The organism is Blastocatellia bacterium, assembly GCA_035573895.1.
Lineage (GTDB): Bacteria > Acidobacteriota > Blastocatellia > HR10 > HR10 > DATLZR01.
The window spans coordinates 30809-54396 of sequence record DATLZR010000062.1 but is presented as its reverse complement, the minus strand read 5'-3'; the positions used below and the strand labels follow the sequence as shown (position 1 = coordinate 54396).

The 23588-nt window shown below is 59.5% G+C and carries 19 protein-coding genes; 10 read left to right on the top strand and 9 right to left on the bottom strand.

Going from position 1 to position 23588, the window contains the following annotated elements:
* Nucleotides 1-140: 140 nt before the first annotated feature.
* The 3 genes from aroA to VNM72_06570 all read left to right on the top strand — a co-directional run bounded on the left by aroA (nt 141) and on the right by VNM72_06570 (nt 3973).
* Complete coding sequence (aroA, locus tag VNM72_06580; GenBank protein HXF05066.1) at nt 141-1457, top strand: 3-phosphoshikimate 1-carboxyvinyltransferase; 1317 nt, start codon at nt 141-143, stop codon at nt 1455-1457.
* A complete protein-coding gene (locus VNM72_06575; GenBank protein ID HXF05065.1) occupies nt 1454-1969 on the top strand; it encodes a shikimate kinase in 516 nt (171 codons plus the stop codon). Before aroA ends, VNM72_06575 begins: the two co-directional genes overlap by 4 nt.
* A 399-nt stretch (nt 1970-2368) precedes the next feature.
* The gene (locus tag VNM72_06570; GenBank protein HXF05064.1) at nt 2369-3973 is read left to right on the top strand and encodes a hypothetical protein; all 1605 of its coding nucleotides are present in this window, start codon (nt 2369-2371) and stop codon (nt 3971-3973) included.
* Nucleotides 3974-4078: 105 nt separating this feature from the next.
* Here the strand turns inward: VNM72_06570 and VNM72_06565 are convergent, their stop codons facing one another.
* Both VNM72_06565 and hutI read right to left on the bottom strand, forming a co-directional pair.
* The gene (locus VNM72_06565) at nt 4079-4372 is read right to left on the bottom strand and encodes a hypothetical protein (GenBank protein ID HXF05063.1); all 294 of its coding nucleotides are present in this window, start codon (nt 4370-4372) and stop codon (nt 4079-4081) included.
* A gap of 226 nt (nt 4373-4598) precedes the next feature.
* A complete protein-coding gene (hutI, locus tag VNM72_06560) occupies nt 4599-5852 on the bottom strand; it encodes an imidazolonepropionase (GenBank protein HXF05062.1) in 1254 nt (417 codons plus the stop codon).
* A 115-nt stretch (nt 5853-5967) separates the two neighbouring features.
* Between hutI and VNM72_06555 the strand changes: the two genes are divergently transcribed.
* The 4 genes from VNM72_06555 to VNM72_06540 are packed head-to-tail and all read left to right on the top strand — an operon-like array spanning nt 5968 to nt 11219.
* On the top strand, nt 5968-7149 hold the full coding sequence (locus VNM72_06555; protein ID HXF05061.1) for a phosphotransferase: 1182 nt from the start codon (nt 5968-5970) through the stop codon (nt 7147-7149).
* An 11-nt stretch (nt 7150-7160) separates the two neighbouring features.
* A complete protein-coding gene (locus tag VNM72_06550) occupies nt 7161-7997 on the top strand; it encodes a sugar phosphate isomerase/epimerase family protein (protein ID HXF05060.1) in 837 nt (278 codons plus the stop codon).
* On the top strand, nt 7990-10074 hold the full coding sequence (locus VNM72_06545; protein HXF05059.1) for a thioredoxin domain-containing protein: 2085 nt from the start codon (nt 7990-7992) through the stop codon (nt 10072-10074). The genes VNM72_06550 and VNM72_06545 overlap by 8 nt, the downstream gene beginning before the upstream one ends.
* Entirely contained in the window at nt 10071-11219 is a 1149-nt protein-coding gene (locus VNM72_06540; GenBank protein HXF05058.1) for a glycosyltransferase, read from the top strand. The genes VNM72_06545 and VNM72_06540 overlap by 4 nt, the downstream gene beginning before the upstream one ends.
* Nucleotides 11220-11524: 305 nt before the next feature.
* On the opposite strand, the gene VNM72_06535 is transcribed toward VNM72_06540, so the two are convergent.
* Genes VNM72_06535 through VNM72_06505 form a run of 7 tightly spaced genes read right to left on the bottom strand, consistent with a single transcriptional unit; the run spans nt 11525 to nt 17811 of the window.
* Nucleotides 11525-12028, bottom strand: coding sequence for a c-type cytochrome (locus VNM72_06535; protein ID HXF05057.1), 504 nt, complete (start codon nt 12026-12028; stop codon nt 11525-11527).
* Between the two features lie 56 nt (nt 12029-12084).
* Nucleotides 12085-12615: a quinol:electron acceptor oxidoreductase subunit ActD gene (locus tag VNM72_06530; GenBank protein ID HXF05056.1), complete on the bottom strand. Its 531-nt coding sequence runs from the start codon at nt 12613-12615 to the stop codon at nt 12085-12087.
* A gap of 1 nt (nt 12616) precedes the next feature.
* Entirely contained in the window at nt 12617-12781 is a 165-nt protein-coding gene (locus VNM72_06525; protein ID HXF05055.1) for a hypothetical protein, read from the bottom strand.
* 38 nt (nt 12782-12819) lie between these two features.
* The gene (gene nrfD / locus VNM72_06520) at nt 12820-14169 is read right to left on the bottom strand and encodes an NrfD/PsrC family molybdoenzyme membrane anchor subunit (GenBank protein HXF05054.1); all 1350 of its coding nucleotides are present in this window, start codon (nt 14167-14169) and stop codon (nt 12820-12822) included.
* Nucleotides 14150-14854 carry a 4Fe-4S dicluster domain-containing protein gene (locus VNM72_06515; protein HXF05053.1) on the bottom strand — a complete coding sequence of 235 codons (705 nt, stop codon included), beginning with the start codon at nt 14852-14854 and terminating at the stop codon, nt 14150-14152. The genes nrfD and VNM72_06515 overlap by 20 nt, the downstream gene beginning before the upstream one ends.
* A gap of 4 nt (nt 14855-14858) precedes the next feature.
* Nucleotides 14859-17216, bottom strand: coding sequence for a molybdopterin-dependent oxidoreductase (locus VNM72_06510; protein ID HXF05052.1), 2358 nt, complete (start codon nt 17214-17216; stop codon nt 14859-14861).
* 16 nt (nt 17217-17232) lie between these two features.
* Nucleotides 17233-17811, bottom strand: a complete 579-nt coding sequence (locus VNM72_06505) for a cytochrome c3 family protein (protein ID HXF05051.1) — start codon at nt 17809-17811, stop codon at nt 17233-17235.
* Nucleotides 17812-18382: 571 nt separating this feature from the next.
* Between VNM72_06505 and VNM72_06500 the strand changes: the two genes are divergently transcribed.
* From VNM72_06500 to VNM72_06490, 3 genes are all read left to right on the top strand, one after another.
* On the top strand, nt 18383-18742 hold the full coding sequence (locus tag VNM72_06500; protein ID HXF05050.1) for a hypothetical protein: 360 nt from the start codon (nt 18383-18385) through the stop codon (nt 18740-18742).
* A gap of 474 nt (nt 18743-19216) precedes the next feature.
* The gene (locus VNM72_06495; protein HXF05049.1) at nt 19217-21019 is read left to right on the top strand and encodes a long-chain fatty acid--CoA ligase; all 1803 of its coding nucleotides are present in this window, start codon (nt 19217-19219) and stop codon (nt 21017-21019) included.
* A 73-nt stretch (nt 21020-21092) separates the two neighbouring features.
* Nucleotides 21093-23495, top strand: a complete 2403-nt coding sequence (locus tag VNM72_06490) for a 3-hydroxyacyl-CoA dehydrogenase/enoyl-CoA hydratase family protein (GenBank protein HXF05048.1) — start codon at nt 21093-21095, stop codon at nt 23493-23495.
* The last annotated feature ends 93 nt before the right edge of the window (nt 23496-23588 follow it).

Below are 23588 nucleotides of genomic sequence, written 5' to 3'. Positions count from 1 at the left end.
ATTGAATCCGGATGCATCACCCGTATAAGTTGATCTCGCTTCCTCTGGCGCGTGTTCCGGTACGACCACGTCATGACTCAATCAGGCACTTGCCTCTCTAGCGCAATCGGAGGGTCTTGTGTAACATAAGGCGGCTGGCGATGTCAAGCACGGTCATCAACCCCGCTCGGCGTATCCGCGGTGAGATCGTTCCACCCGGCGATAAATCGCTCTCGCATCGAGCGGCGATGATCGCGGCGTTGGCCGATGGGACATCGCAGGTCACCAACTTTTCTCCCTGTGAGGATTGCCAACGCACGCTCCAGTGCCTTCGGGCGCTCGGTATTGCCGTTGGTCAGTGGCAGACCGAGAAGGGTTCCCTTGTGGAGATCGCCGGGAGAGGGCTTTATGGATTTCGGCCCCCGGAAGGAGTGCTCGATGCCGGCAATTCGGGATCAACCATTCGGATGCTGTCGGGAATTCTTGCCGGGCAGCCTTTTGCCGCCACGATCACCGGTGATGCGTCGCTGCGACGGCGGCCCATGGATCGCATCGTTCACCCCTTGCGTCTGATGGGAGCCACGATTACGGCCTGCGAGGATCGGTTCGCTCCCCTGACGATTCGCGGAGGCGAATTGCGCCCCATCAGCTACCACCTGCCGATTCCGAGCGCCCAGGTCAAATCAGCCATCCTGCTGGCCGGACTTTACGCCCCAGGAGTGACCATCGTTTCCGAACCCGTGGCGAGCCGAAACCACACGGAAATTATGCTCAAGGAATTCGGCGCTGACGTGACCACCGACGAGGGGAAGACCTCGGTTGTTGGACGATCCGGGCTAATTCCCCAATCCTACGAGATCAGCGGCGACCCTTCGGCGGCGGCGTTTTTCATTGCGGCGGCTGCCGCCCTCAGGGGATCGGAACTGGTTGTGCGGCGGATGCTCGTCAATCCGACGCGCACGGGATTTTTCGATGCGTTAAAAGAGTTGGGCGTAACGCTTGACCTTGTCCGGGAGAGTATTGTTCACGGCGAGCGCGTGGCCGATGTCATTGTTCGGTCGGAGAGGGAGAGTCTTCGGCAGCGTTCCGAACCATATCTTGTCGCGGGGCGACGCATCCCCATCCTGATTGACGAAATTCCCATCCTCGCTGTTTTAGCGACGCAAACGCGTCACGGGGTGATTATCCGCGATGCCCATGAGTTGAGAGCTAAAGAAAGCGATCGCATCCGCACAATCGTTACCAATCTCCGGCGGATGGGAGCGCACGTCAGCGAGCAAGACGACGGGATGATCATCCCCGGCGATCAGAAACTCCGGGGAGCGGAAATTGACCCCGCGGGCGATCATCGCATCGCCATGGCCTTTGCCATTGCTGGACTCCTGGCCGAGGGCGAGACCGTCATCCGAGACAGCGAGTGTGTGGCCGTCTCATTCCCCGGGTTCTTCTCCGTGCTCGATCACGTCGTTGAACGATGATGCGTATTTTTCTGGTCGGCTTCATGGGATCGGGAAAGACGACCGTGGGCCGTCTTCTGGCGGAAAAGCTCGGCTTTGAGTTTGTGGACCTCGACGACGAAATTTCCCGGCGAGCAGGAACAACAATTCCCGATATTTTTGAACGGGCGGGCGAGGCCGCCTTTCGCCAGATGGAGACGGAGACGCTCAAAGAGATCGTTCGCCGGACCAACATTGTGGTCGCCCTCGGCGGTGGCGCGTTCGTCGGGCAGGAGAATCGTCGGCTCATCCGGCAACATGGAGTCTCCATCTGGCTCGATTGCCCCCTATCGGTGATTCTCGCACGACTCGATGGAGTGACGGATCGCCCTTTGTTTCGTACTCCCTCTCAGGTCGAAGCCCTTTATCATCGCCGCCTTCCCAGTTATGCCCTGAGCGACATCCGGATCAACGCCGGAAGGGTAAGCCCGGAAGAAGTCGTTCACGAAATCCTCTCCCGTTTGCCGGAATACCTCACCGGAAAATCTTCTTGACGATGCCTGAGGGGTTTGATATAAGTAGCCGCTGGCTCGTGAAAAACGATGGAAATAAGCGAAGGCCCGGCCAAAACTCGACGCAGGAGTTGTTCGTGCCGCTTAAGCGATGCCCGGAAGCTGACAACCAAAGATTCACGGTCTTTCTCAGCCAAGGGCTGACGTCGATTTCGGAAATTGTTCACGATCTGCGAGCTTTTGATCGTTCGCGCAGACAGACGCAGGCACACCTGCCTGCGCGACCTGTTTGAGGGAAGGGGGTTCACCATGATGAAAGGCAACTTTTCCTTGCACAAATCGGTATGGCGAGGGGATGCCGGCCGCGTACTCATAACCTGTCTGGCTCTCCTGGTTGGAGGGGGAAGCGCTCTTCCCGGGCCGGCGGCGCAGTCAGGCTCGATGAGCATTGATTTGAGAAGCGATGCCGGTGTGGCCACTATGGTGGGCATGGGATTCGGCGACGGCGTGAGGGTATCAGGAGCTGGCTCGATGGAGGGTCAACTCAATGCGATCGCGGCCGATCTGAACAATGATGGGTTGTCGGACCTCATCATCGGCTTTCCGTTTAACGGTGGGCCGGACGGCAGCCGAACCAATGCCGGAGCCGTCTTCGTCCTCTTCAGCCGGCCCAATCAGCCCGGTAGTGGCGTGCGGGACCTCGCCGGCGTCAAACCCGATGTGATTCTTTACGGCGCTGATGCCGGAGACCTGTTCGGTTTCAGCCTGGCCGCCGGTGATGTGAACGGCGATGGTCGTCCCGATCTGATCATCGGGGCCCCCCAGGCGGATGGTCCGGACAATTCTCGAACCAATGTCGGTGAGGTCTACGTCTTCTTCGGTGGTTCTTCATTGGCCGGCGCTCCGGTCCGGGACCTGCGTAGCTCATCAGCCGATGTAACGATCTATGGGTGGGGCGGGTTGCCGAACGCGAAGAGTCCCGATCAGGCCGGAAGCGCCGTCGCTGCAGGTGATGTCAACGGCGACGGACTGGCCGATATTGTCGTCGGCGCACCCGGCGTCAGCGGCCCCGATGGCAAACGCGACCAGGCCGGCGCAGTCTACGTCTTCTTCGGTACGCCCGGGCTGCTGAGCGGGACGGTGAAAGATGTCGGAAGCTCCCCCGCATCCGGCCCACAGGCTGTGGATATTCTCGTCTACGGGCAGGCCACGCCGATCTCATTTTTCGGACTACTGACGACTCGGGTGGGAGAAGCTTTGGGAACGGCGGTCGCCGTCGGCGATATGAATGGCGATCGCATCGGTGATATCGTCATTGGTGCGCCGAACTTCAGCACCACGAGCGAAGTGTCCAGGGGTCAGGTCTACGTTGTCTTCGGCAAAACCAATCCCGATAAGATACGTGATACGCGCTCGCAGAATCGTGTGGGTCCGCAGCCTGATGTCATTATTCAGGGTAAAACAGTGTTTAGCTTTCTCGGCAACCCGTTGACCGTCGGTGATGTCAACGGCGACCGCTTCGACGACATCATTATCGGCTCGACCATCGGCAATGGTCCCACGCAGGATCGCTTCGGCGCCGGCGAAGTCTACGTGATCTTCGGCAGCGACAAACTTCGAGGAACTCGTGATCTGGGCAAAAAAGGCCAGGAACAGGACATCACCATCTTCGGCGCAGATGCGGGGGACAGCCTGGGATTCCGCGTGGCCGCCGGCGATTTCAACGGAGATGGGATTGCCGATATCCTGGTGAGCGCACCGGCTGCCGATGGGCCGAATAATGAGCGAGATGGCGCGGGCGAAGTCTATGTCATTATCGGGGGGAGAAGTTTAACGACCGGACTGGTCCTCGACTTCGCTCAACAGTTGCCCCCCATCGTCATCTACGGGTCGAACAAGGGAGACCAGATCGGTTTCGCCCTCGCCCTGGGCAATTTCAACGGGGACGGCAAGCCCGATCTCGTCGTCACATCTCCCTTCGGTGACGGTCCGCCCGATGTGCGTCGTCCCAAAGCCGGGGTGACCTATATCATCGCGGGGCGGTGAAGCAAAGAAAGGAGCGCGAACTTTTCCAGTCTGGGGGTCTTGCAACGGCGAGATTGGGCGAGAAGCTCGCTGCGATGGCTAGCCTCCTGAGCACTCCGCCCTTACTCAAAGCTTGAACAGCGAAAGGAAGGGACTCTCCGGTCCAGGCGCGACTTTCTGCTGTGTGCAATCCACAAGGAGGTCGAGCGCTTCCAGCACGATTTGCCCGATCAGAGGTTCGCTCGCCGGGGGTCCGACGACATAGGTAACGCTTGTGGAGCGACCCGCGGTTCGGACCGTAACGACTCCCGCCAGCGGGCGCTCCTCTCTTCGTTCGTCGGCATAGGCAAATTGCCTTCCGTTACCTGCTAACTGTTCAGAACCCAGGGCCTCCACTACATCCTGAGGAAGGACCAGCATGGCCGACCCGCCGTCAACCAGGGCATGGACTTTGGTCGAGCGGATCTGATTTTTTTGATGTAGCGGAGACGGTAGAGTTCCCGATCCGTTGGGTTTTCCAATTCAATTTCGACCTTCAGTTGTCCCATCGCGGTTGGCCTCTAACTACGAATCTTCGCACTGGGGTGAAACCCCTTTCCAGGATGCCTCGCGCCTTTTGAAGCGGCATCGCTGACGTGGTGAAGCCTCACGGCGCGGGATGAACGAGGCGTCCTCGTTTCATCACCCGCGCGACGTGGTTGACGCCGAAGAAGTAGGGAATCTGGCGATAGTCCGAGCAGTCCATGATCACGACATCCGCCTGCTTTCCGACCTCCAGCGATCCGATGCGGTGGCCTCGATCGAGGCTATAGGCAGCATTGATCGTGGCGGCAGTGAGCGCTTCGGCAGGCGTCATCTGCATCTGCGTGCAGGCGAGCGTGAGGACCATCTGCATGTTCGGTGTGGGCGACGTTCCGGGATTAAAATCCGTCGCCACAACGATGGGCACACCGGCCTCAATGAGCTTACGTGCCGGCGGATAATCGTGGCCACCCAGGGCGAAAACGGCTCCCGGCAGGAGGACGGCAATAGTCCCCGACCGAGCAAGTGCGAGGATGTCCTCGTCGGTGATTTTCTCCAGATGGTCGGCAGTCGTCGCCCGAAACTCGGCGGCCAGGCGACTCGCTCCGGTGCGATGCCATTGCTCGGCATGGATGCGGAGCTTGAGTCCGTGCTCGACGGCAGCAGCCATCAGTGTCCGTGTTTCCGCCGGCGTGAAGGCTCCCCGGTCACAAAAGACGTCGTGAAACTCGGCCAAACCTTCGGCAGCCACCTGCGGGAGAAGCGATTCGGTGATGAGCCGGATGTACAGAGAGCGATCGTGACTGTACTCCGGCGGAACGACGTGCGCCGCCAGCACCGTGGGGACAAGTTCGAGCGGCCCCCGCTGATTGAGCTGGCGAATCACCCGGAGCAACTTCAGCTCATCGTCAACGGTCAGGCCGTAGCCACTTTTGGCTTCAATGGTCGTTGTGCCGTGTTCGATGAACCATTGCAGGCGGCGGGACGCGAGGGCGAGCAACTCGGCCTCTGAAGCCTGACGGGTTTTCCTCACCGTCGTAAGAATGCCTCCGCCTCGCCGGGCAATCTCCTCATAACCCAACCCCATCGTTCTGAGTTCAAATTCATCGGCCCGGTCGCCGGCGAAAACCGGATGAGTATGGGCATCCACCAGTCCCGGCAGCACGACTCCGCCGCCCGCATCAATTCTCTGCGCATCCGGCGGGGCGAGGGCTTCGACTTGAGCGCGAGGGCCAACCGCAGCGATAACCTCGTCGGTGATCAGGAGAGCGCCGTCTTCGATGATGCCCAGCTCGCTCATCTCTCGTCCCCGGCGGGGACGTGCCGGACCGGCCAGAGTCACCACTTGCCGCGCTCCCGTGATGAGAAGAGCCGTCATAAGCCCGGCTGATTCTACGAGGAGACGCTGCCCAGAGGCAACATCGGGGATTTTCCTCCAGGCAAGCATCGGAAGCGCCGGCAATCGCGTCGCACCGCTTTCCGGCCGATCCGGGTTGAAACGCCTCGACCTTCACCGATCGCCGACCTTCTTGAAGCGCCCGGGGGTCTTCTCCGATCCCTTGATTGCAGCATCACTTCTGATCGGCTATACTCCCGGCGTGAGTGAGGAAAAGGTCCACGTGGTGTCGGAAGAGATGCAGGTAATTCGGGAGTATGCGGGAGATTTCTTCTGCACCGATCCCGAAGACATCGCCGTCGAGAAGCTCGCCGGGGATGCATCCACCCGACGATATTTTCGTCTCCGGCTCCCGGATGGAACGAGTTTCGTCGTTGCCCGCTACGCAGAGCCTTTTGATCCAGCCAGCCATCCCTATTGTGATGTCACGGCCTTATTCCTCGCGGCAAACCTCCCCGTCCCCGATCTCTTCGACGTGAACGGGTCGCTGGGGATGATGCTTCTTCAAGACCTCGGCGATCTTCGCCTTCAGGACTGGGTGCCCCGCGCGACGCCAGGCGAGCGGCTGCGAGCCTATCGAGAATCGGTGGATCTGATCATCCGCATCCAGGAGGCCACGCAGCTTGCTTTTGACCGGGGATCGGTCGCATCCAGATTGGCCTTTGACGAGGAGAAGCTCGGCTGGGAACTTCGTTTCTTCTACACCCATTTTTTCGAGACCTATCTCCGGGACCCACTCTCTCCGGGGGAGAAGGAAAAAGTCCTCGCCGAGTGCGAGGGGATCGCCCGCGCATTAGCCGCTCTGCCGCGTGTGCTCACGCATCGTGATTTTCATTCGCGCAATCTCATGCTCTGCAATGGTCGGCAGTACATCATTGATCATCAGGACGCTCGTCTCGGTCCGGCCAGCTATGATCTGGCCTCGCTGCTCGGCGACCCCTATGTCGTGCTCGATCAGGAGCTGGTCGAGGAGATCTTTGCTTACTTCATCGAGAGGAAGGCCGATCGGGAGGGAGAATGGGCGCGCCCTTCCCGGCGGCGCGAGTTCAAACAGGAGTTCGATCTCATGACGGTTCAGCGGCTGCTCAAAGCGACCGGGACGTATGCCTACCAAACGACGGTGGTGGGAAATTCCGTCTACGTGCCCTATATTGGCCGTGCGCTCCAGAGGGCACTTGTCGCGCTGGAGCAAGTCAATCGCTTCCCGGCGCTGCATCGGGCCGTGGCGCGTGCTCTTGACATTCTCGAGCAGTGCGACGGCGCGCTCACCGGGGAATAGGAGGGCGACAAGTGGAATTTGGACTCTCAACGCACATTTTCTTCTCGGACCGACTCACGCCGGAACATCTGGAGCGGATCCGCTTGGCGGGATTCGAGACGACGGAAATTTTCTGCTCCTGTCAGCACTTTGATCACCACGACGAAGAGCAGGTTGCGGCGATCGTCGGCTGGTTGACGAGGCATCACCTGCGCTTGAACTCTCTTCATTCCCCCTTTTATGTCCGGCTTGAATCGGGGGAGCGAGCGTACCTCTCCATTGCTTCCGCAGACGAGGAGGAACGCCGACGGGGCATTGCCGAAATCGCCGCCGCTCTCCGGCTGCGGGAGATGATCCCCTTTCGTTATCTCGTCGTTCATCTGGGAGCGACCGGTCAGCGCCACCAGCGCGATAGTGCGAAACAGGCCAGGCGGAGTCTCTGCGAGCTGATTGATCGGGCCGGAGCACAGGGGGTGACGATAGCCGTCGAGAATATTCCCAATACTCTTTCGACGAGCGATCAACTGGCGCAACTGGCGGATGAATTTGAGGAGATCCGCTTCTGCCTCGACACCGGTCATGCCCACATTGAGGGAGACGTGGCGAGTGTGGCGCGGAGGCTCGGCGACCGGATTGTGACCACTCACATTCACGATAACTTCGGCCGGGAGGACGAGCACCTGCCTCCTTACGAGGGGAGCATTCCCTGGACGGAGTTGCTTGATGCGCTTGTGCGCATTCCCTACCCGGGCGCTTACATGTTTGAAGTTCGCGGAGGCGTTCACCTCGAACGCAACCTGACGGCGACAATCGCCGCCCGAAGCCGGTTTACTCAAGTGATCGAAAGCACGAGGAGGGGTGATGACTGAGCAGCGCCAGCCGAATCGCTTGATCAAGGAAACGAGCCCCTATTTGCGTCAACACGCCTACAATCCTGTTGACTGGTACCCCTGGTGCGAGGAAGCATTTGAGCGGGCCCGTCGAGAAGACAAACCGATTCTTCTCAGCATCGGCTACTCCGCCTGTCACTGGTGCCATGTCATGGAGCGGGAATCGTTCGAGAATGAGGAGATCGCCCGGCTCATGAACGAGCTGTTTGTCAACATCAAAGTGGATCGAGAAGAGAGGCCGGATCTCGATGCCCTCTATATGGCGGCGGTTCAGGCGATGACTGGTCACGGGGGATGGCCGATGACCGTTTTCCTCACGCCCGATGGCGTGCCTTTTTTCGGGGGGACATATTTTCCGCCGGAAGATCGTTATGGGCTGCCGGGATTTGCCCGCGTGCTGGTCGGCGTCGCCCGCACCTATCGTGAGCGTCGTCAGGATGTTCAGCAAGCGGGACGCGAGTTGATGGCGCATCTCCGACGGTTGCACGATGTCGCTCCCTCACCCGAAGAGCCGACGGCCGACCTGATGGACCTGGCCTTCGCTCATTTTTCCCGCACGTTTGATCCCGACGAAGGAGGTTTCGGCGGGGCCCCGAAATTTCCCCCCTCGATGGCGGTGAATTTTCTCCTTCGCTATTTCCACCGGACGGGGCGCGATGAGGCCCGTGAGATGGTCGAACGAACGCTTCAGAAGATGGCACGGGGTGGCATTTATGATCAGTTGGGCGGCGGCTTCCACCGCTATGCCACGGATGCCCGCTGGCTCGTCCCCCATTTTGAGAAGATGCTCTATGACAACGCGCTTCTGGCCCGCGCCTATCTCGCGGCATACCAAGCGACGGGAAACCCGCTCTATCGGCGCATCGTCGAGGAGACCCTCGACTATGTCATCCGGGAGATGACCGATCCCTCCGGAGGGTTTTATTCCACTCAGGATGCCGATAGCGAAGGGGAGGAAGGGAAGTATTTCGTCTGGACCCGGCAGGAAATCCTCAACATTCTGGGAGATGCTGAGGGTGACATCGTCTGCCGCTACTTTGGCGTGACCGATCAGGGGAATTTCGAAGGCAAGAACATTCTCTCCATCCCGCGAGAGAAGGAGATCGTGGCCCGACTCGAAGGTCTTTCCGTCGAGCAACTCGAAGAAATCGTCGAAAGAGGACGACGCATTCTTTTCGCCGCCCGTCAAAAGCGCGTTCCACCCCATCGGGACGAAAAAATCATCGTGGCCTGGAATGGCCTCATGCTCCGCGCCTTTGCCGAAGCGGCGGCAGTGCTGGAGAGCGACGGGTATCGCCAGGTGGCCAGGCGGAATGCCGAGTTCCTCCTGTCCCGACTCCGTCAGGAAAAAGGACTCCTCCATTGCTTCACGGATGGTGTGGCGAAGATCCCTGCGTTTCTCGACGATTATGCCTGTTTGTGCGATGGACTGCTCGCTCTGTATGAAGTGGATTTTGATCTCCGATGGTTGAAAGAGGCAGATGCGCTCGCCCGGGAGATGATCGAGCGTTTCTGGGATCCGCAGCTGGGCGGATTCTTCTACACCTCGAGTGCCCATACCGATGTCCTCGTTCGTCTCAAGGATTTCTTCGACAACGCCACACCATCGGGAAACTCCGTCGCTGCGGATGTCCTTTTGAGGCTCAGCCGACTGCTGGATCGTGAGGAGTACCGGGAGAAGACGACGACGATTCTCCGCCTCGCGCGGGAGGGAATGAGCCGTTTCCCCGGTGGATTCGGCCATCTTCTTTGCGTCCTCGACGCCCTGCTCTCACCGTCGAAGGAATTCGTGCTCGTGGGGGAACCGGACGCCGAGCCGACGCGAGCCATGCTGCGAGTTATTCATCGGCGGTTTCTCCCCAACAAAGTGATCGTCGTCGGTCGTCCCGACGATGATCACGCTCCGGAGGTGATTCCTCTGCTTCGAGGTCGAGTCCCGTCCTCCGAGCCGAGCGGATGCACGGTATATGTGTGTGAGAACTACACGTGCGGGATGCCTGTCGTCCGCAGCGAAGACCTGGAAGAGCAACTGGTCGGAACGGGCCTGCAGAGGTGACGGCGAGAGCAGGACGGATCAGCGGCTTCACAGCCTGTGATGTGAAGGTCCTTCAGGTCGGAAAATTTTATCCTCCTCATTACGGTGGGATCGAGACGGTATTGCACACGCTCTGCCGGGGATTGAGTCGGCACATTTCCCTTCGCGTGCTCGTCGCCAACGATGCAGCCGAAACGACGACCGACGTCATCGAGGGCGTGACCGTGACGCGCGTGGCCCGCTGGGGCACGCTCGCAGCAACCCCCATCTGTCCGAGCTTCCCTCAAGCGCTCGCCCGGTGGGAAGCTGACATTTACCATCTTCATGAGCCCAATCCCCTGGCGACAATCTCCTACCTTCTCGTGAAGCCGAAGGGGCGACTGGTCGTGACCTTTCACAGCGATGTCGTGCGCCAGAAAATCCTCGGCGCCGCCTATCGCCTGGCGGTGCATCAGTTACTGGAGCGGGCCGACAGAATCATCGTTGCGACACCGCACCATCTCGCCTGTTGTCCGGTTCTTCGCTCGATGCACCGAAAGTGCGTGGTCATTCCTTTCGGGGTGGACATTTCGAAGTTTCACCGCGAAGCCGATACGGAGCGCCGCGTGGAACGGCTCCGGGCGCGATTCGGCGACCGGATCGTCCTTTTCGTCGGGCGGCTGGTCTACTACAAAGGGGTCGAAGTGCTGATTCGGGCGATGACGCAGGTTGCCGGTCACCTGCTCATTGTCGGTGAAGGACCGTGGGAGAAGAAACTTCGGCGACTCGCTCGACGACTCTCGCTGGAAAACAAAGTGAGTTTCCAGGGGGAAGTCAGTTCGGATATGCTCGTCGCCTACTACCACGCGTGCGACGTTTTTGTCTTGCCCTCAACGCACCGGAGCGAGATGTTCGGTCTGGTTCAGTTGGAAGCGATGGCTTGCGGCAAGCCCGTCGTGAGCACGGCACTACCGACCGGCGTCTCCTGGGTCAATCAGCACAATGTGACGGGATTGCTCGTCCCACCGGGAGACGCAGTGGCCCTGGCCCGCGCGATCACGCATCTGCTCGATGATCCCGATCGGCGAAATCGGTTGGGTGAGGCCGCTCAGCGGCGCGTCGCCGAGGAGTTCACCGCAGACCAAATGATCGAGCGCACTCTCGACCTTTACCGCCGCCTTCTCTAGGAGCGGCCCCTGATCGGGGGTCGCTTCAAGACGATCGGGGCCGGTTCAGGTCGGTCCGCAGACCTCCTCCCCCCACGGTCGTGAAGGTGCCGTCTTCTGAGCATGGCCGCAGACCCGGCCTTCAGAAGACAACCAGACGTACAACGTCCGGAACGCGGGCCGATAAAGATCGGCGCATTGAAGAGGTGCCCGGCAAATAGTGCGATGGTCAAATGAGGCGGCGCCAGCGTCCTTCAGACCGTAGGGAGACGTGAAACATCCACCTCACTCGAAGTGAAGCCTCTCGGCTTCGGAACAACCCGATCCTACTTGGCGAACGTTCGGATGTAATTCACAATGTGCCAGATGTTCTCCTTGGAAAGCGTCTTTTCATATCCCGGCATCGGGAGCTTTCCTTTGCTGATCATCCAGAACAGTTCGCCGTCGGTGAATTTCCCCATGAGGTTTTTGTCGGTGAAATTGCCCGGTTTTTGCTGAAGGTTCGCGGCCATTGGACCCTGACCATCACCTTTCTCGCCGTGGCACATCTGGCAGTTGGTCTTGTACAGCTCTTTCCCTTTGGCGACGGATTCCGGCGTAGCCTTGATCGGATTTTTGGTCTCTTTGGCATTGGCCGGAAGCTTCCACCCTTCAGCTCCTTGACCGGCCGCGTTCCGGAAGGAGATGGGAGAGGCCACCACGTCGCCGGAAGCCCTTCGCACGGTGAGCGTGCGAGACGATGGCATATGATCGCGTAAGGCCAGCGCGATGTTTAAGAAAATGACGATGAGACAGAGAATAAAAAGTCGGCCCATGAGAGATTTCCTCATATCACGCTCCTTGTTCCCAAAGATGATCGGTCATCAGTGCAAAAAGAGTTCGGTTGCTATCGAACCCTGACAATGGCTGCTCCCGCCTCTTCCAGGACGGTCGCTGCCTGGGCGACTTCCTTCTCGCTCGGGCAGTGGGCGCTCAACAGCAAAGCTCCATCGGCGACGGCCCGGGCGAGGTCCGGTTCATCCAGGTCCGGGGATCGGAGACCACGCCCCAATCCCGTCTCGGCGATGAGCGAAATGACGGTTCCGAAGATCGCCCCGAGCGCTGTCAGCTCGAACGTGACGATACCGGTTGGTCCTGGAGCGATGATCGGCATTGCTCCCGTCACAAGATTCATCGTCATCGAGGTGAACGCCGCCAGCGAGAACCCCACGGCACCACCGAGAAGCCCTCCCAGAGTGGCAAAGAAGGGGATTCGAGTCTTTTGCTCCTCACCGCCGACAGGGAGCCTCCATTCGAGAAAAGGTTCCGAGGACCGTACCGTGATCCACTCGCGGTCGAACCCGGCGGCCAGAAGTTGATCCACGGCGCGTTCTGCCTGTGATGGATTATTGAGCAGAGCGTACACAACCCCCGCCATGTCACGCCCTCCCGATTATCTTTTCCCCCGGCAGGTCCTCACTCTGCTCGGGGAGGGATTTCTCGTTTACCGCGTTGACCTTGTCCTTTGCTTCCTGACGATGGCTCCTGTCTCCCCTCGCACCGGCAACGATGCAGGGGGTGACATCGGCAATTTCCATGAGCATATAACAGTTTCGACTGGCAAAGGTCCCGGGCCTACAGCTCAATCCGCTTCGGCCACAGCGGGAACGCGTCGAATGACGCGATGCTCAACCAGGCGTTGACCTTCCTTGAACTCCCAGATCGAGACGATGGGAAAGAGCTTGGTGAAGATGACGTAGAGCAAGGCGAAATACGCGATGCTGCTGATGAAGAGCGAGATTTCCACCCACGTTGGAGCGTAATCGCCCCAGGCGAACTCCATCCGGGGGCGCGACAGCGAGCCCACGACGATGACGAACCGCTCCAGCCACATTCCGACAAGCACCGATACGGAGGCAATAAAGCATCCGGTGATCGTGCGCGTTTTCCGGAAAGCCAGCAGGGGAACGGGAATGACAAAATTGGTGACCACCATTGCCCAGAACCAGGGAGCAAACGGACCGCGAAGTTTGAACCAAAAGTTCTCCATCTCTTCGCTGATGTTGCCGTACCAGACGGTCAAGTACTCGGCGAACGTGAAATAGAACCAGAGCAAACTCATGGTCAGAAGCAGCAGGCCGAGATTACTGAAATGACGCGGCTGCAAATAGGGTTCGAGGTGGAGAACCTTGCGCAGGATGACCATGGCGACGATCAACGCCGCGATTCCCGAAAAAATCGCGCCGACGACAAAAAGTGGGCCGAAGATCGTGCTATGCCACATCGGCTGAATGGTCATGGCGAAGACGAACGAGACGACCGTATGGACGGAGACGGCGACGGGAATGATGATGATCGCCATGACGGTGATGGCTTTCTCCAGTCGGTGCCACTGCCGCTCGGTCCCTCGCCAGCCGAGCGCCAGCAGAGTGTAGAGGCGTTTGCGCCAGCCGACGACTTTATCGCGCACCACAGCAAGGTCGGGGATCATCGGGATGTAAAGATAAAGAAGGCTGCCCGTCAGGTACGTCGTGATCGCCATGAAGTCCCACAGCAAGGGGCTGCGAAAGTTGGGCCAGAGACCGCGCTCGTTCGGATAGGGAGCCACCCAGTAAAATTTCCACGCCCGACCGAGATCAATGAGCGGATGCATGGCTCCGACCATCAGGGCGAAAACCGTGATGGCTTCGGCACAACGCGTCACCGGGTGGCGCCACCCGGCATTGCACAGCCGCAGAATCGCCGAAATGAGCGTTCCCGCATGACTGATGCCGATATAGAAGACGAAATTGGTGATGTAAAAACCCCACTGAACCGGCCGGTTGATCCCGGCCACGCCCAGGCCCGTGTACAGTTGATAGCCCCACACGGCAGCGCCGTAGAGGACGAGCCCGGCCAGAAGCGTTGCCGTCAGATAGAATCCCCGGCCCGTCTCCACCAGTGGCCGAAGCAAGTCGCGATTGATCTCGGCGTCACTCAGCCGGTGGTTCATTCCACTCGTCCTCCTTGAGGTAAATCACGCGCGGTTTCGTTCCCAGCTCACCGAGCAGATGGAAGGCCCGCCGACTGGCCGCCAGGCGCGATACACGACTCTCCGGGTCGTCGAGATCGCCAAAGACCATCGCTTCGGCGGGACAGGATTGAGCGCAGGCCGGCTGCACCTCTCCGTCCCGAATCGCGCGGTTTTCCTCCCGCGCCCGTTGTCGCGCGCGATGAATCCGTTGAATGCAAAAGCTACACTTTTCGATGATCCCCTTGCTGCGGATGGCGACGTCGGGATTGAGTTGCTCGTCGAGGGGGGTGTCCCACCGCGGATCAAACCAGTTGAAGTAGCGCACCGAGTAGGGACAGTTGTTGGCGCAAAAGCGCGTGCCGATACAGCGATTGTAGACCTGGGCGTTGAGGCCCTCGGGATTGTGATACGTCGCATAGACCGGGCAGACCGGTTCGCACGGCGCCGCGTCGCAGTGTTGACACAGCACCGGGATGAAACGCGCCCGCACGTTGGGATATTCGCCTTCCCAGTAACGCTCCACCCGAATCCAGTTCACCTGTCGGCCCTTCGCCGATTGCTCTTCGCCGACGATGGGGATGTTGTTTTCCGCATGACAGGCGATCACACAGGCTTCGCAGCCGGTGCAGCGATCGAGATCAATCACCATCGCCCAGTGGGGCATTCGGTTACCTCCTCTCCGCTTCCGTGTGACGTCGGTCAAAGCCGATTTTCACAATGCGTTTGCTTCCCTCCGCTTTGGAGACGCGGACGCGCGTGGCGGCCCAGGCGAGCGAGCCCGTGCGCGGCTCCCGCAGGGGAGCAAGAATCTTCAGGGGATTGACGCCGCGATGCTGTGCATAGCGCCCATAGGCATCGTGACCCTGCCCGACGGGAATATGAAGGGTATCGGGCCGCGCGCCCGGAAAGAGCAGTACAGGAGCTTGAACCCTCCCGTAGGGAGATTCGATCCAAACGAGATCATTTTCCTTCACGCCGAGTCGTTCCGCCGTCTTCGGATTGATCTCCACCCATGAGCCCCAGCACGCCGTCGTCATCGGGTCGGGCATCTCCTGAAGCCACGGTTGATTCGCACCCCGCCCGTCACCGAAAGCCACCGAGGGATAAACGATGAGATGAAAAGGATAGTCTGATCCGTCTCCGGCGAACTGCGGTTCTGTCTCCATCTCCGGGATGCCGGAACCCTTTCGCCCGATGACGAATTCAAATTTCCTGGAAGGTGTCCGAAACGCGATCGGAGAGGGAACGGCGTCGTCCCACCAGCCCCCTTTGGTCACCAGTTGATCCCAGAACGAGTCGAAGTCCTCGGCCACGACGGATCCCCGTCGCGCGGCGAACAGGCCGCGAGCCACCGTCTTGAGGACATCGCTGTAACTCTCCCAGGGGAAGGACGCCGCCACACTCCCCCCGAGAGCTTTCGCCAACTGGATCAAAACCTCGGGCGTGCTGCGCGTATCGTGAAGCGGCGCGACAATCGGCTGCCCGATACCGAACACCGCACGTCCTGTTCCTGAGACGGGGATGGCATCGGTCCAGCTTTCGAGCGGAACGTGATCGGGCAAAATGACATCGGCCAGCGTCGCCGTCTCGTCGAGGAAGGGTGAGAAGCTCACAATGAAGGGGACACGGTCGAGCGCCTCTTTCACCTTCGCCGCCTCCGGCAGCGTGAAGACGGGATTCGTCTCATGGATGAATGCCACCCGCATGGGGTAGGGCTGAGACGACAGGAGCTGTTCGGCGAGGGTCAGTGCGCTTCGGGGCGCCCCGCCAAGAGGGACGCGATCAAGTCCCCGTCGCGCCACGTCGTCAAGCATCACCGGCGGCAGGGGCCCGAGTGGGGGAGGCGCGTCAAAGAAAATCCCTCCAGGTGCGCCGATGGCCCCGACCAGGGCATTGAGCGCCGCGACAGCTACCGCTGTGAACAGTCCGTTCGTGTGGGCCGTAGCCGCATCTCCGGCGAGCGCAAGAGCCGGACGATGAGTGGCGAATTCCCGGGCGATGCGACGGATGCGCGCGGCGGCAACATCGGCGAAAGAGGCCACGCGATCGGGATGGTAGTTTTCCTCGACAAAACGCCGGAATTCCTCAAATCCTTCGCTGGATCGGGAGACGAACTCTTTGTCGTACAACCCCTCCTGCATGATGACATGGGCCATCGCCAGGGCAAGAGCGCCCTCCGTTCCCGGCTTCACCGGGACCCATTCATCGGCATTGGCTGCCGTTAGCGAGAATCGCGGTTCGATTTGAACTATTTTCCCCCGGCGCCCGGGACGCCCCTGACGCATATGCCCGAATCCCCGGCTGTACTGCACCGGGGAGAGATAGGTTTCCAGAAAGCCGGCACCGAACGAGAGCAGGTAGTTTGTTCGCTCCAGGTCGAGGGCGGCGTAGGCATCATATCCCATCGTCAAGCGGTTCGCTTCACGCACAGGATCAGGAGCGAACGCATCATGACGGATCAGGTTCGGCGAGCCGAAGGCCTGCAGGAAACGCTCGATGACGGTGGTGGTCGGTCCCTGAAGCGCACCGGTGAGAAACAGCAGCGTGTGCGGCTCGTTTTGCTCGCGCAGCTCCTTGAGCCGGACGGTGACAAGTTCCAGGGCCTCATCCCACGAGGCCGGTTGAAAGTGACCCGATCCCCGCGGGCCCACTCGCTTGAGAGGGGTTTTCACCCGGTCGGGATTATAGAGCACCTGAAGAGCCGCCTGTCCCCGGGCGCACAATCGTCCGCGATTGACCGGATGATCCGGGTTCCCTTCGATCTTTTTGGCCTGCCGCACACTCAAACGGACGCGTTCGCCGTTGACGATCGTCTCCCGCTCTCCCATCATCGTCCGCACGAGGATGCCACACCCCGCCGCACACTGACGGCAGACGCTGGCGGTCCATTGCTCGGCGCCGGGAATCAGTTGCTCCTCCGAGATAAGGAGCGGGATGATCTTCTCTTCGCTATGGCCGCAGCTTTCGAGGAGAACGGTCGAACCTGCTCCGAGTGCCGTCGTGATGAGAAATTCACGCCTTTTCATCGTCTCCCATCTCGCTCTATTTGTGGCAGGTCAGACAGTCGGTTGCCAGATCCGGATGGGCAAACTTCGTCTGATTCTGTTTATGGCAGTCCACGCACCATCCCATTGTGTGTTCCACAGCCCGCACCGCCACCGTCATCTGTGCCACATCGCCATGACAGACCGTGCAAGAAATATTCGCTGCCACATGGCGGGCATGAGTGAAAATGACCTGGGCTTGTGGGGAGAAGCGATAAACACGGACCCAGGGGATCTCTCTGCGCTTCTCCCAGTAGGTGAAGATCTTCTTGACCTCGTCGGTTTGCGTGCCCAGTCCTGAGTGACAGGTCACGCATAACTGAACGCTCGGCATCCCGGCAACAGATTGTGAGCTGGCGTATTGATGGCAAAAAAGGCAATCAATCTGCTTCTCGGCGTGAATACGGTGATTGAAGACAATCGGCTGACCCGCCGACGGTCCCCCCGCAAACTGAACCAGGATGAGAAACGTAACAGTCAGCAATGCAATCGAAAGAATGAGGATAGCTCGACCCACCTCTCGTCGCTGCGGCCTCCATCGGGGCGCAAGCCCTCCACGCCTGATGTAGACTTTCACCCTCACCCTCTCATCGTCATTTTTCCGTGGATGAGTCGTGTTGTTTACCTGAAAATATCCGGCCTGTCAACATGCATTTTCCTTAACTGGCCGGGATCACCCGGTAGCACAAGCAAACACCCAGATAACGCTCTCATCCAAATTTTCGTCACGACGGACCCATCGGCTGATGGCCCAGTCTGCGCCGTGCGCCATCATCCTCCACCAGCACTGGTCATTTTCACCGGACGCGTCGCGACGACATTATCCCTCTCGGTCCCAAGCCGGGTCTACCTGAGAACGTCCGTCCCGTCCCCAGCGTGGATGCGCCGGCATGATGTATGACATTTTGCTGCATCGGTCTTGGTCTCATATATCCGACCCCGCTTGAGCATCGTTTTCGTTGATCTTCCGAATAGACGAGCCCGCTGTAATCGCATCATCAAAGACACAGGGGGTATGAACCGATGAAAGCAGGTACTTAAAGGCAGGCTTGGCCCGTTGACATCTTCCTGGCCACCGTCTATCGTGTTGGGTTGTAACGCGGGAAAGAGTCGTCGAAGGGAGCAAAAATTGCATGACAAACGAAGAGATGGAACGAGCAATTCAGTTTCTGATCGAAAACCAGGCGCAGCTCTCGGCCGAACAGATGAAGCTGACGGCGGAGGTGCAACGATTGACGGCGGACGTGCAGCGATTGACGGCCGACGTGCAGAAGCTCGTCGAGGACATGAAGAATCTGACGGATAACGTTGGCGTGCTCGCGCAGGCCACTTTAACCAACACAGGTCAGATCGGTCAGCTCGCCGAAGCGCAACGTCGAACAGAGACGAAAATCCAGGAAATGGCCCAGGCCCAGGCGGAGTTGACAGAGCGACTGAACATCTTCATCACCGTCGTTGAGAAATACATTTCCGAGCACGGGCATGGGAATAAAAGCGCAGGGTCATGACGCCGCCTCATGATGAAGTTGCTCCTTCCTTCGCGGCTTGTGTTCGTCCCTTCATGAACTGACATCCGGTAGCCGCTCTCTCCAAAGGTTCAGTGGCAGGGTGAAAAGAAGGCCGCCCCGCCCGGGGCTGGTTCAGGTCAGCAAGAGTTCGACAGCACGCCGCCTCGATCTCTCATAAACCAAGGAGGAAGAGGTGCCTTGATTTTCTTCGCAAAAGCGTGCGCTGGTCGGCCGGCGATACTTTCGGAGAACCTTCGCCCGCGGGTATCACGAGGCCGAGCGGCGGGCGCTCTCTCGTTTTTTGTGAAGCACTCGGTTGCGGGCGCCTTGTGAACGACCGGAGACCGTCACCATCCGGAGATTCGATGCAACGAGGGGTCTCTGAGGGGCTTCCTTTGTGCCGGTTAGGAGGAAAAAGAGCTTGCCAACGGGGAACGGCCTGCGTATAGTTAAACCGCTTTCGAAACAAGAAATATGGCGCCGACGCCGACGACGATCAACGAGCTGTTCGCCCACGCCATTGAGCGGCACCGGGACAAGCCCGACCTTCTCAACTACAAGTCCGAAGGATGGTGGATCCACGTATCTGCCGAGCAATTGTGGCGTGACGTTCGTTCGTACGCATTGGGGTTTTATGCGCTTGGCGTCCGCCCCCGAGATCACGTCGCGTTACTCTCGGAGAATCGTATCGAGTGGACGCTGACCGACCTGGCGCTTCTGGCGGTGGGAGCCGTGAGCGTCCCGCTGCACGCGACACAGGCCGTCGGCCAGATTGAGTTCATCCTCCGCGATTCGGGCGCCCGCTGGTTCGTCCTCTCGACCTCCGATCAATATAGCCGCATTCGCGACGCGCTCCGCCGAAATGAAACGATCAAACGGGTCATCACCTTTGACCGGATAGCCACCGACGACAATCTCCTGTTGTTTTCCTCCCTCAAGGAGGAAGGGGAAAAGCTCTCGCTCTCCCACCCCCACCTCTACGATGACCTGCGTCGCAGCGTACAGCCGGATGATGTCGCCACGTTGCTCTACACTTCGGGAACGACGGGCGAGCCGAAAGGAGTCATCCTCACCCACGCCAACATCGCGACCAATGTTCGGGCGTCGCTCGATGTCCTCATGAGTGAGGGCGAAGAGACGGTGCTCTCCGTTTTACCCCTCTCGCACAGTTTTGAACGGCAGGCATTTTATTGCCACCTCTCCCGGGGGAGTTCCATCTATTATGCGGAGTCGCTCGACAAGGTCGGTGACAATCTGCGCGAGGTTCGACCCACGATGCTCGTCGGCGTGCCGCGCATGTTCGAGAAGATGCAGGAGAAGATCATCGCAACGGTTGAGGCTCTGCCGGAGCGACGGCGGCGGCTTCTCCGTTGGGCGTTGTCGGTGGCCCGTCGGTGGGCGGAACTGAAATCGCGTCGGCAGCCCGTTGATCCGCTGCTCGAAGTGCAATATGACGCGGCGTCAGCCTTTCTCCTGTCGAGGATCAAGACGGGAGCCGGTCTGGATCGCCTCCGCTCGATGATTTCCGGCGGAGCCTCGCTCTCACCGGAGACGGCGCTCTTTTTCTTCGGTCTGGGAATCGAGATTTTCCAGGGCTATGGGTTGACGGAGACCTCACCGGTCGTCTCGGTCAATCCTCCGGGGGCGAATAAGATCGGGACGGTGGGGAAACCTATTCCCGGCGTTGAGGTGAAGATTGCTGACGATGGCGAAATTCTCGTTCGCGGGCCGAATGTGATGAGGGGCTATTACAATCGGCCCGACGAAACGGCCGCCTCTTTCACTCCCGATGGATGGTTCAAAACGGGCGACGTCGGCTATCTGGATGAAGACGGATATCTGGTGATCACCGACCGGAAGAAAGATTTGATCAAGACGAGCGGCGGCAAATACGTCTCCCCGCAGATGCTCGAAGGATTGCTCGTCAGCAGTCCGCTCATCAGCCAGGCCGTCGTCGTCGGCAATGAGCGAAAGTTTCCAGCTGCCCTGATCGTCCCGCAGATGGAGTTGCTCAGACGACGAGCGGCCGAGAGAGGCATCACCGTCAATCATGACGAAGAACTCATCGCTCATCCGCAGGTCATCGCCCTCGTTCAGGAGGAAGTAGATCGCCTGATGCAGGACGTCTCGTCCTACGAGCGCATCAAGAGGATCGCCCTCCTTCCCACTCCTCTGACCATCGAAGGGGGAGAACTGACGCCGACGCTGAAGGCCCGTCGCCGGGTGATCGAAACGAAGTATCGTGACGTCATTGACGCGCTTTATCAGGAGAGCTAACGTGGAGCCGACTTCCCCGTCTGCGACAGAGCGGAGGCGGGAAGACCGGCGCTCCTTTCCGAGGAGGTGATTTATGCGCCCACGAATCGAACGAGCGGCTGTTCTGGGAGCGGGCGTAATGGGCAGTCAGATCGCCGCTCATCTGGCGAATGCGGGAACCTCTGTGGTGCTCCTGGATATCGTTCCCCGAGAACTCACTGCCGAAGAGCAAGCTCAGGGACTCACGCTCGAAAGCCCCCAGGTGAGGAATCGGATTGTCCGTCAGGCCCTGGAGCAAACGAAGAAACTCAAACCGGCGGCCTTTTTCGATGAGAGTCTGGCGGAGTTGATCACGATTGGAAATTTTGAAGACCATCTGGAGTTGCTGAAGACCGCTGACTGGGTGATCGAAGCGGTGGTGGAGAATCTCGACATCAAGAAATCGCTCTACCGTCGCATCGAACCCTATCTCAAACCGGAGGCAATTGTCACGACGAACACGTCGGGGATTCCTATTGCGCGGCTGGCCGAGGGATTTTCTCCCGATCGGCGGCGACTCTTTTTCGGCACTCATTTCTTCAATCCGCCGCGCTACATGAAGCTTCTGGAGATCATTCCAACGGCGGAGACGTCTCCCGACGCCGTCGCGCGCGTTGCTGACTTCTGCGATCGCTTTCTCGGCAAGGGGATCGTCTACTGCAAGGACACGCCCAATTTCATCGCCAATCGGATCGGCACGTTTTCTCTCATGTGCTGCCTCAGGGTGATGCTGGATGAGGGATACACCATTGAGGAGGTGGATGCCCTCACGGGACCGCTCATCGGGCATCCCAAGACGGCATCCTTTCGCACGGCCGATCTCGCCGGGATAGATACGCTCGTCTACGTCGTGGAAAACCTCTACGCCAATGTCCCCGACGATGAGAAGCGGCACCTCTTTGTCGTGCCCGATTTCATCAAAGAGATGGTGAAGCGAGGCTGGCTCGGCAACAAAACCGGCCAGGGATTCTACAAAAAAGACCGCGTCACGGGCGAGATCCTCGTCCTCGATCCGGCGACGCTGGAATACCGACAGCAACGGAAGCCGAAGTTTCCTTCGGTGGACATGGCCCGTTCAATTGAGGATACCGGAGCGCGGCTGAAAGCGCTGCTGGAGGCGAAAGATCGGGCGGCCACCTTCATCTGGCGAACGATGAGCGAGACGCTTCTGTACGCGGCTCGTCGTCTGCCGGAAATCGCCGATGACATCGTTCAGGTGGATCGGGCCATGACCTGGGGGTTCAACTGGGACCTCGGCCCGTTCGAGACCTGGGATGCCATCGGAGTGGCTGAGCTGGCCAGGCGGATGGAGGCCGAGGGACAGTCCCTTCCCGATGTCATCAAGGACGTCCTCCGGACCGAGGAGAAGAGGTTCTATCTCAAACGCGACGGACGCCGCTATTTCTTCGACTACAAGACCGGAGCCTATCGGGAGGAAGAAGAGCGGCCGGGCGTTATTCTCCTGGCCTCGCTCAAAGAGCGAAATCGCGTCGTACTGAAAAATCCCGGAGCCACGCTCATTGATCTGGGCGACGGCGTCGCCTGCCTGGAGTTTCACACCAAGATGAATGCCATCGGCGGCGATACGATTGAGATGATGAGGTCGGCGCTGGTGAGAGTCGAGCGCGAGTTCGAGGGCCTGGTCATCGGCAATCAGGGAGGGAATTTCTCCGCCGGAGCCAACATCATGCTCATGCTCATGGCCGCTCAGGAGGGTGAATGGGATGAGATTGATCGCATGATTCGGGCCTTTCAAACGGCCAATATGTCGCTGCGCTATTCGCCCAAGCCGGTAGTCGCCGCTCCTTTCGGGCTGACGCTCGGCGGAGGATGCGAAGTCGTCATGCATGCCGATCGCGTTTGTGCTGCCGCCGAATCCTACATCGGTCTGGTGGAAACGGGCGTCGGCCTCATCCCCGGTGGAGGCGGAACGAAAGAGCTGCTTCTGCGCTGGACGGATCGCGCTCCGAAGGGCGATTCCGTTGATCTTCTCCCCTTCGTCAAGCCGGTCTTTGAGACGATCGGTCGCGCCAGGGTCTCGACGAGTGCCCTGGAAGCCCGGCAGCTTGGCTTTCTCCGTCCGGCCGACATCATCGTGATGAACAAAGATCGGCTCATTGATGCCGCCAAACGAACGGTTCAGGCGCTCGTGCTCGAAGGTTACCAGCCGCCCCGACCACGCACCGACATTCCGGTGATGGGCGAAGCCGGTTATGCCGCGCTCAAGCTGGCCATTCATCTGGCCGTCCGCGCCGGATACATCACTGAATATGATGGACACGTCGGGCGCAAACTGGCCTGGGTTCTTTCTGGCGGTGATGTCAAAAGTCCGCGCTTGGTGTCCGAACAGGACCTGCTCGATCTGGAACGCGAAGCCTTTCTCTCCCTTCTTGGCGAGCGAAAAACGCAGGAGCGGCTCGCCTACATGCTCAAGGAGGGAAAGCCGCTGAGGAATTGAGAAGCTGTTCAGGCACGGGCGTGCGACGGGAAACAATCAGCAGGAGCCCAGACTTTCCAGCGTGCGACCGTGCCCGGGCCGCAAAGCCCGCGT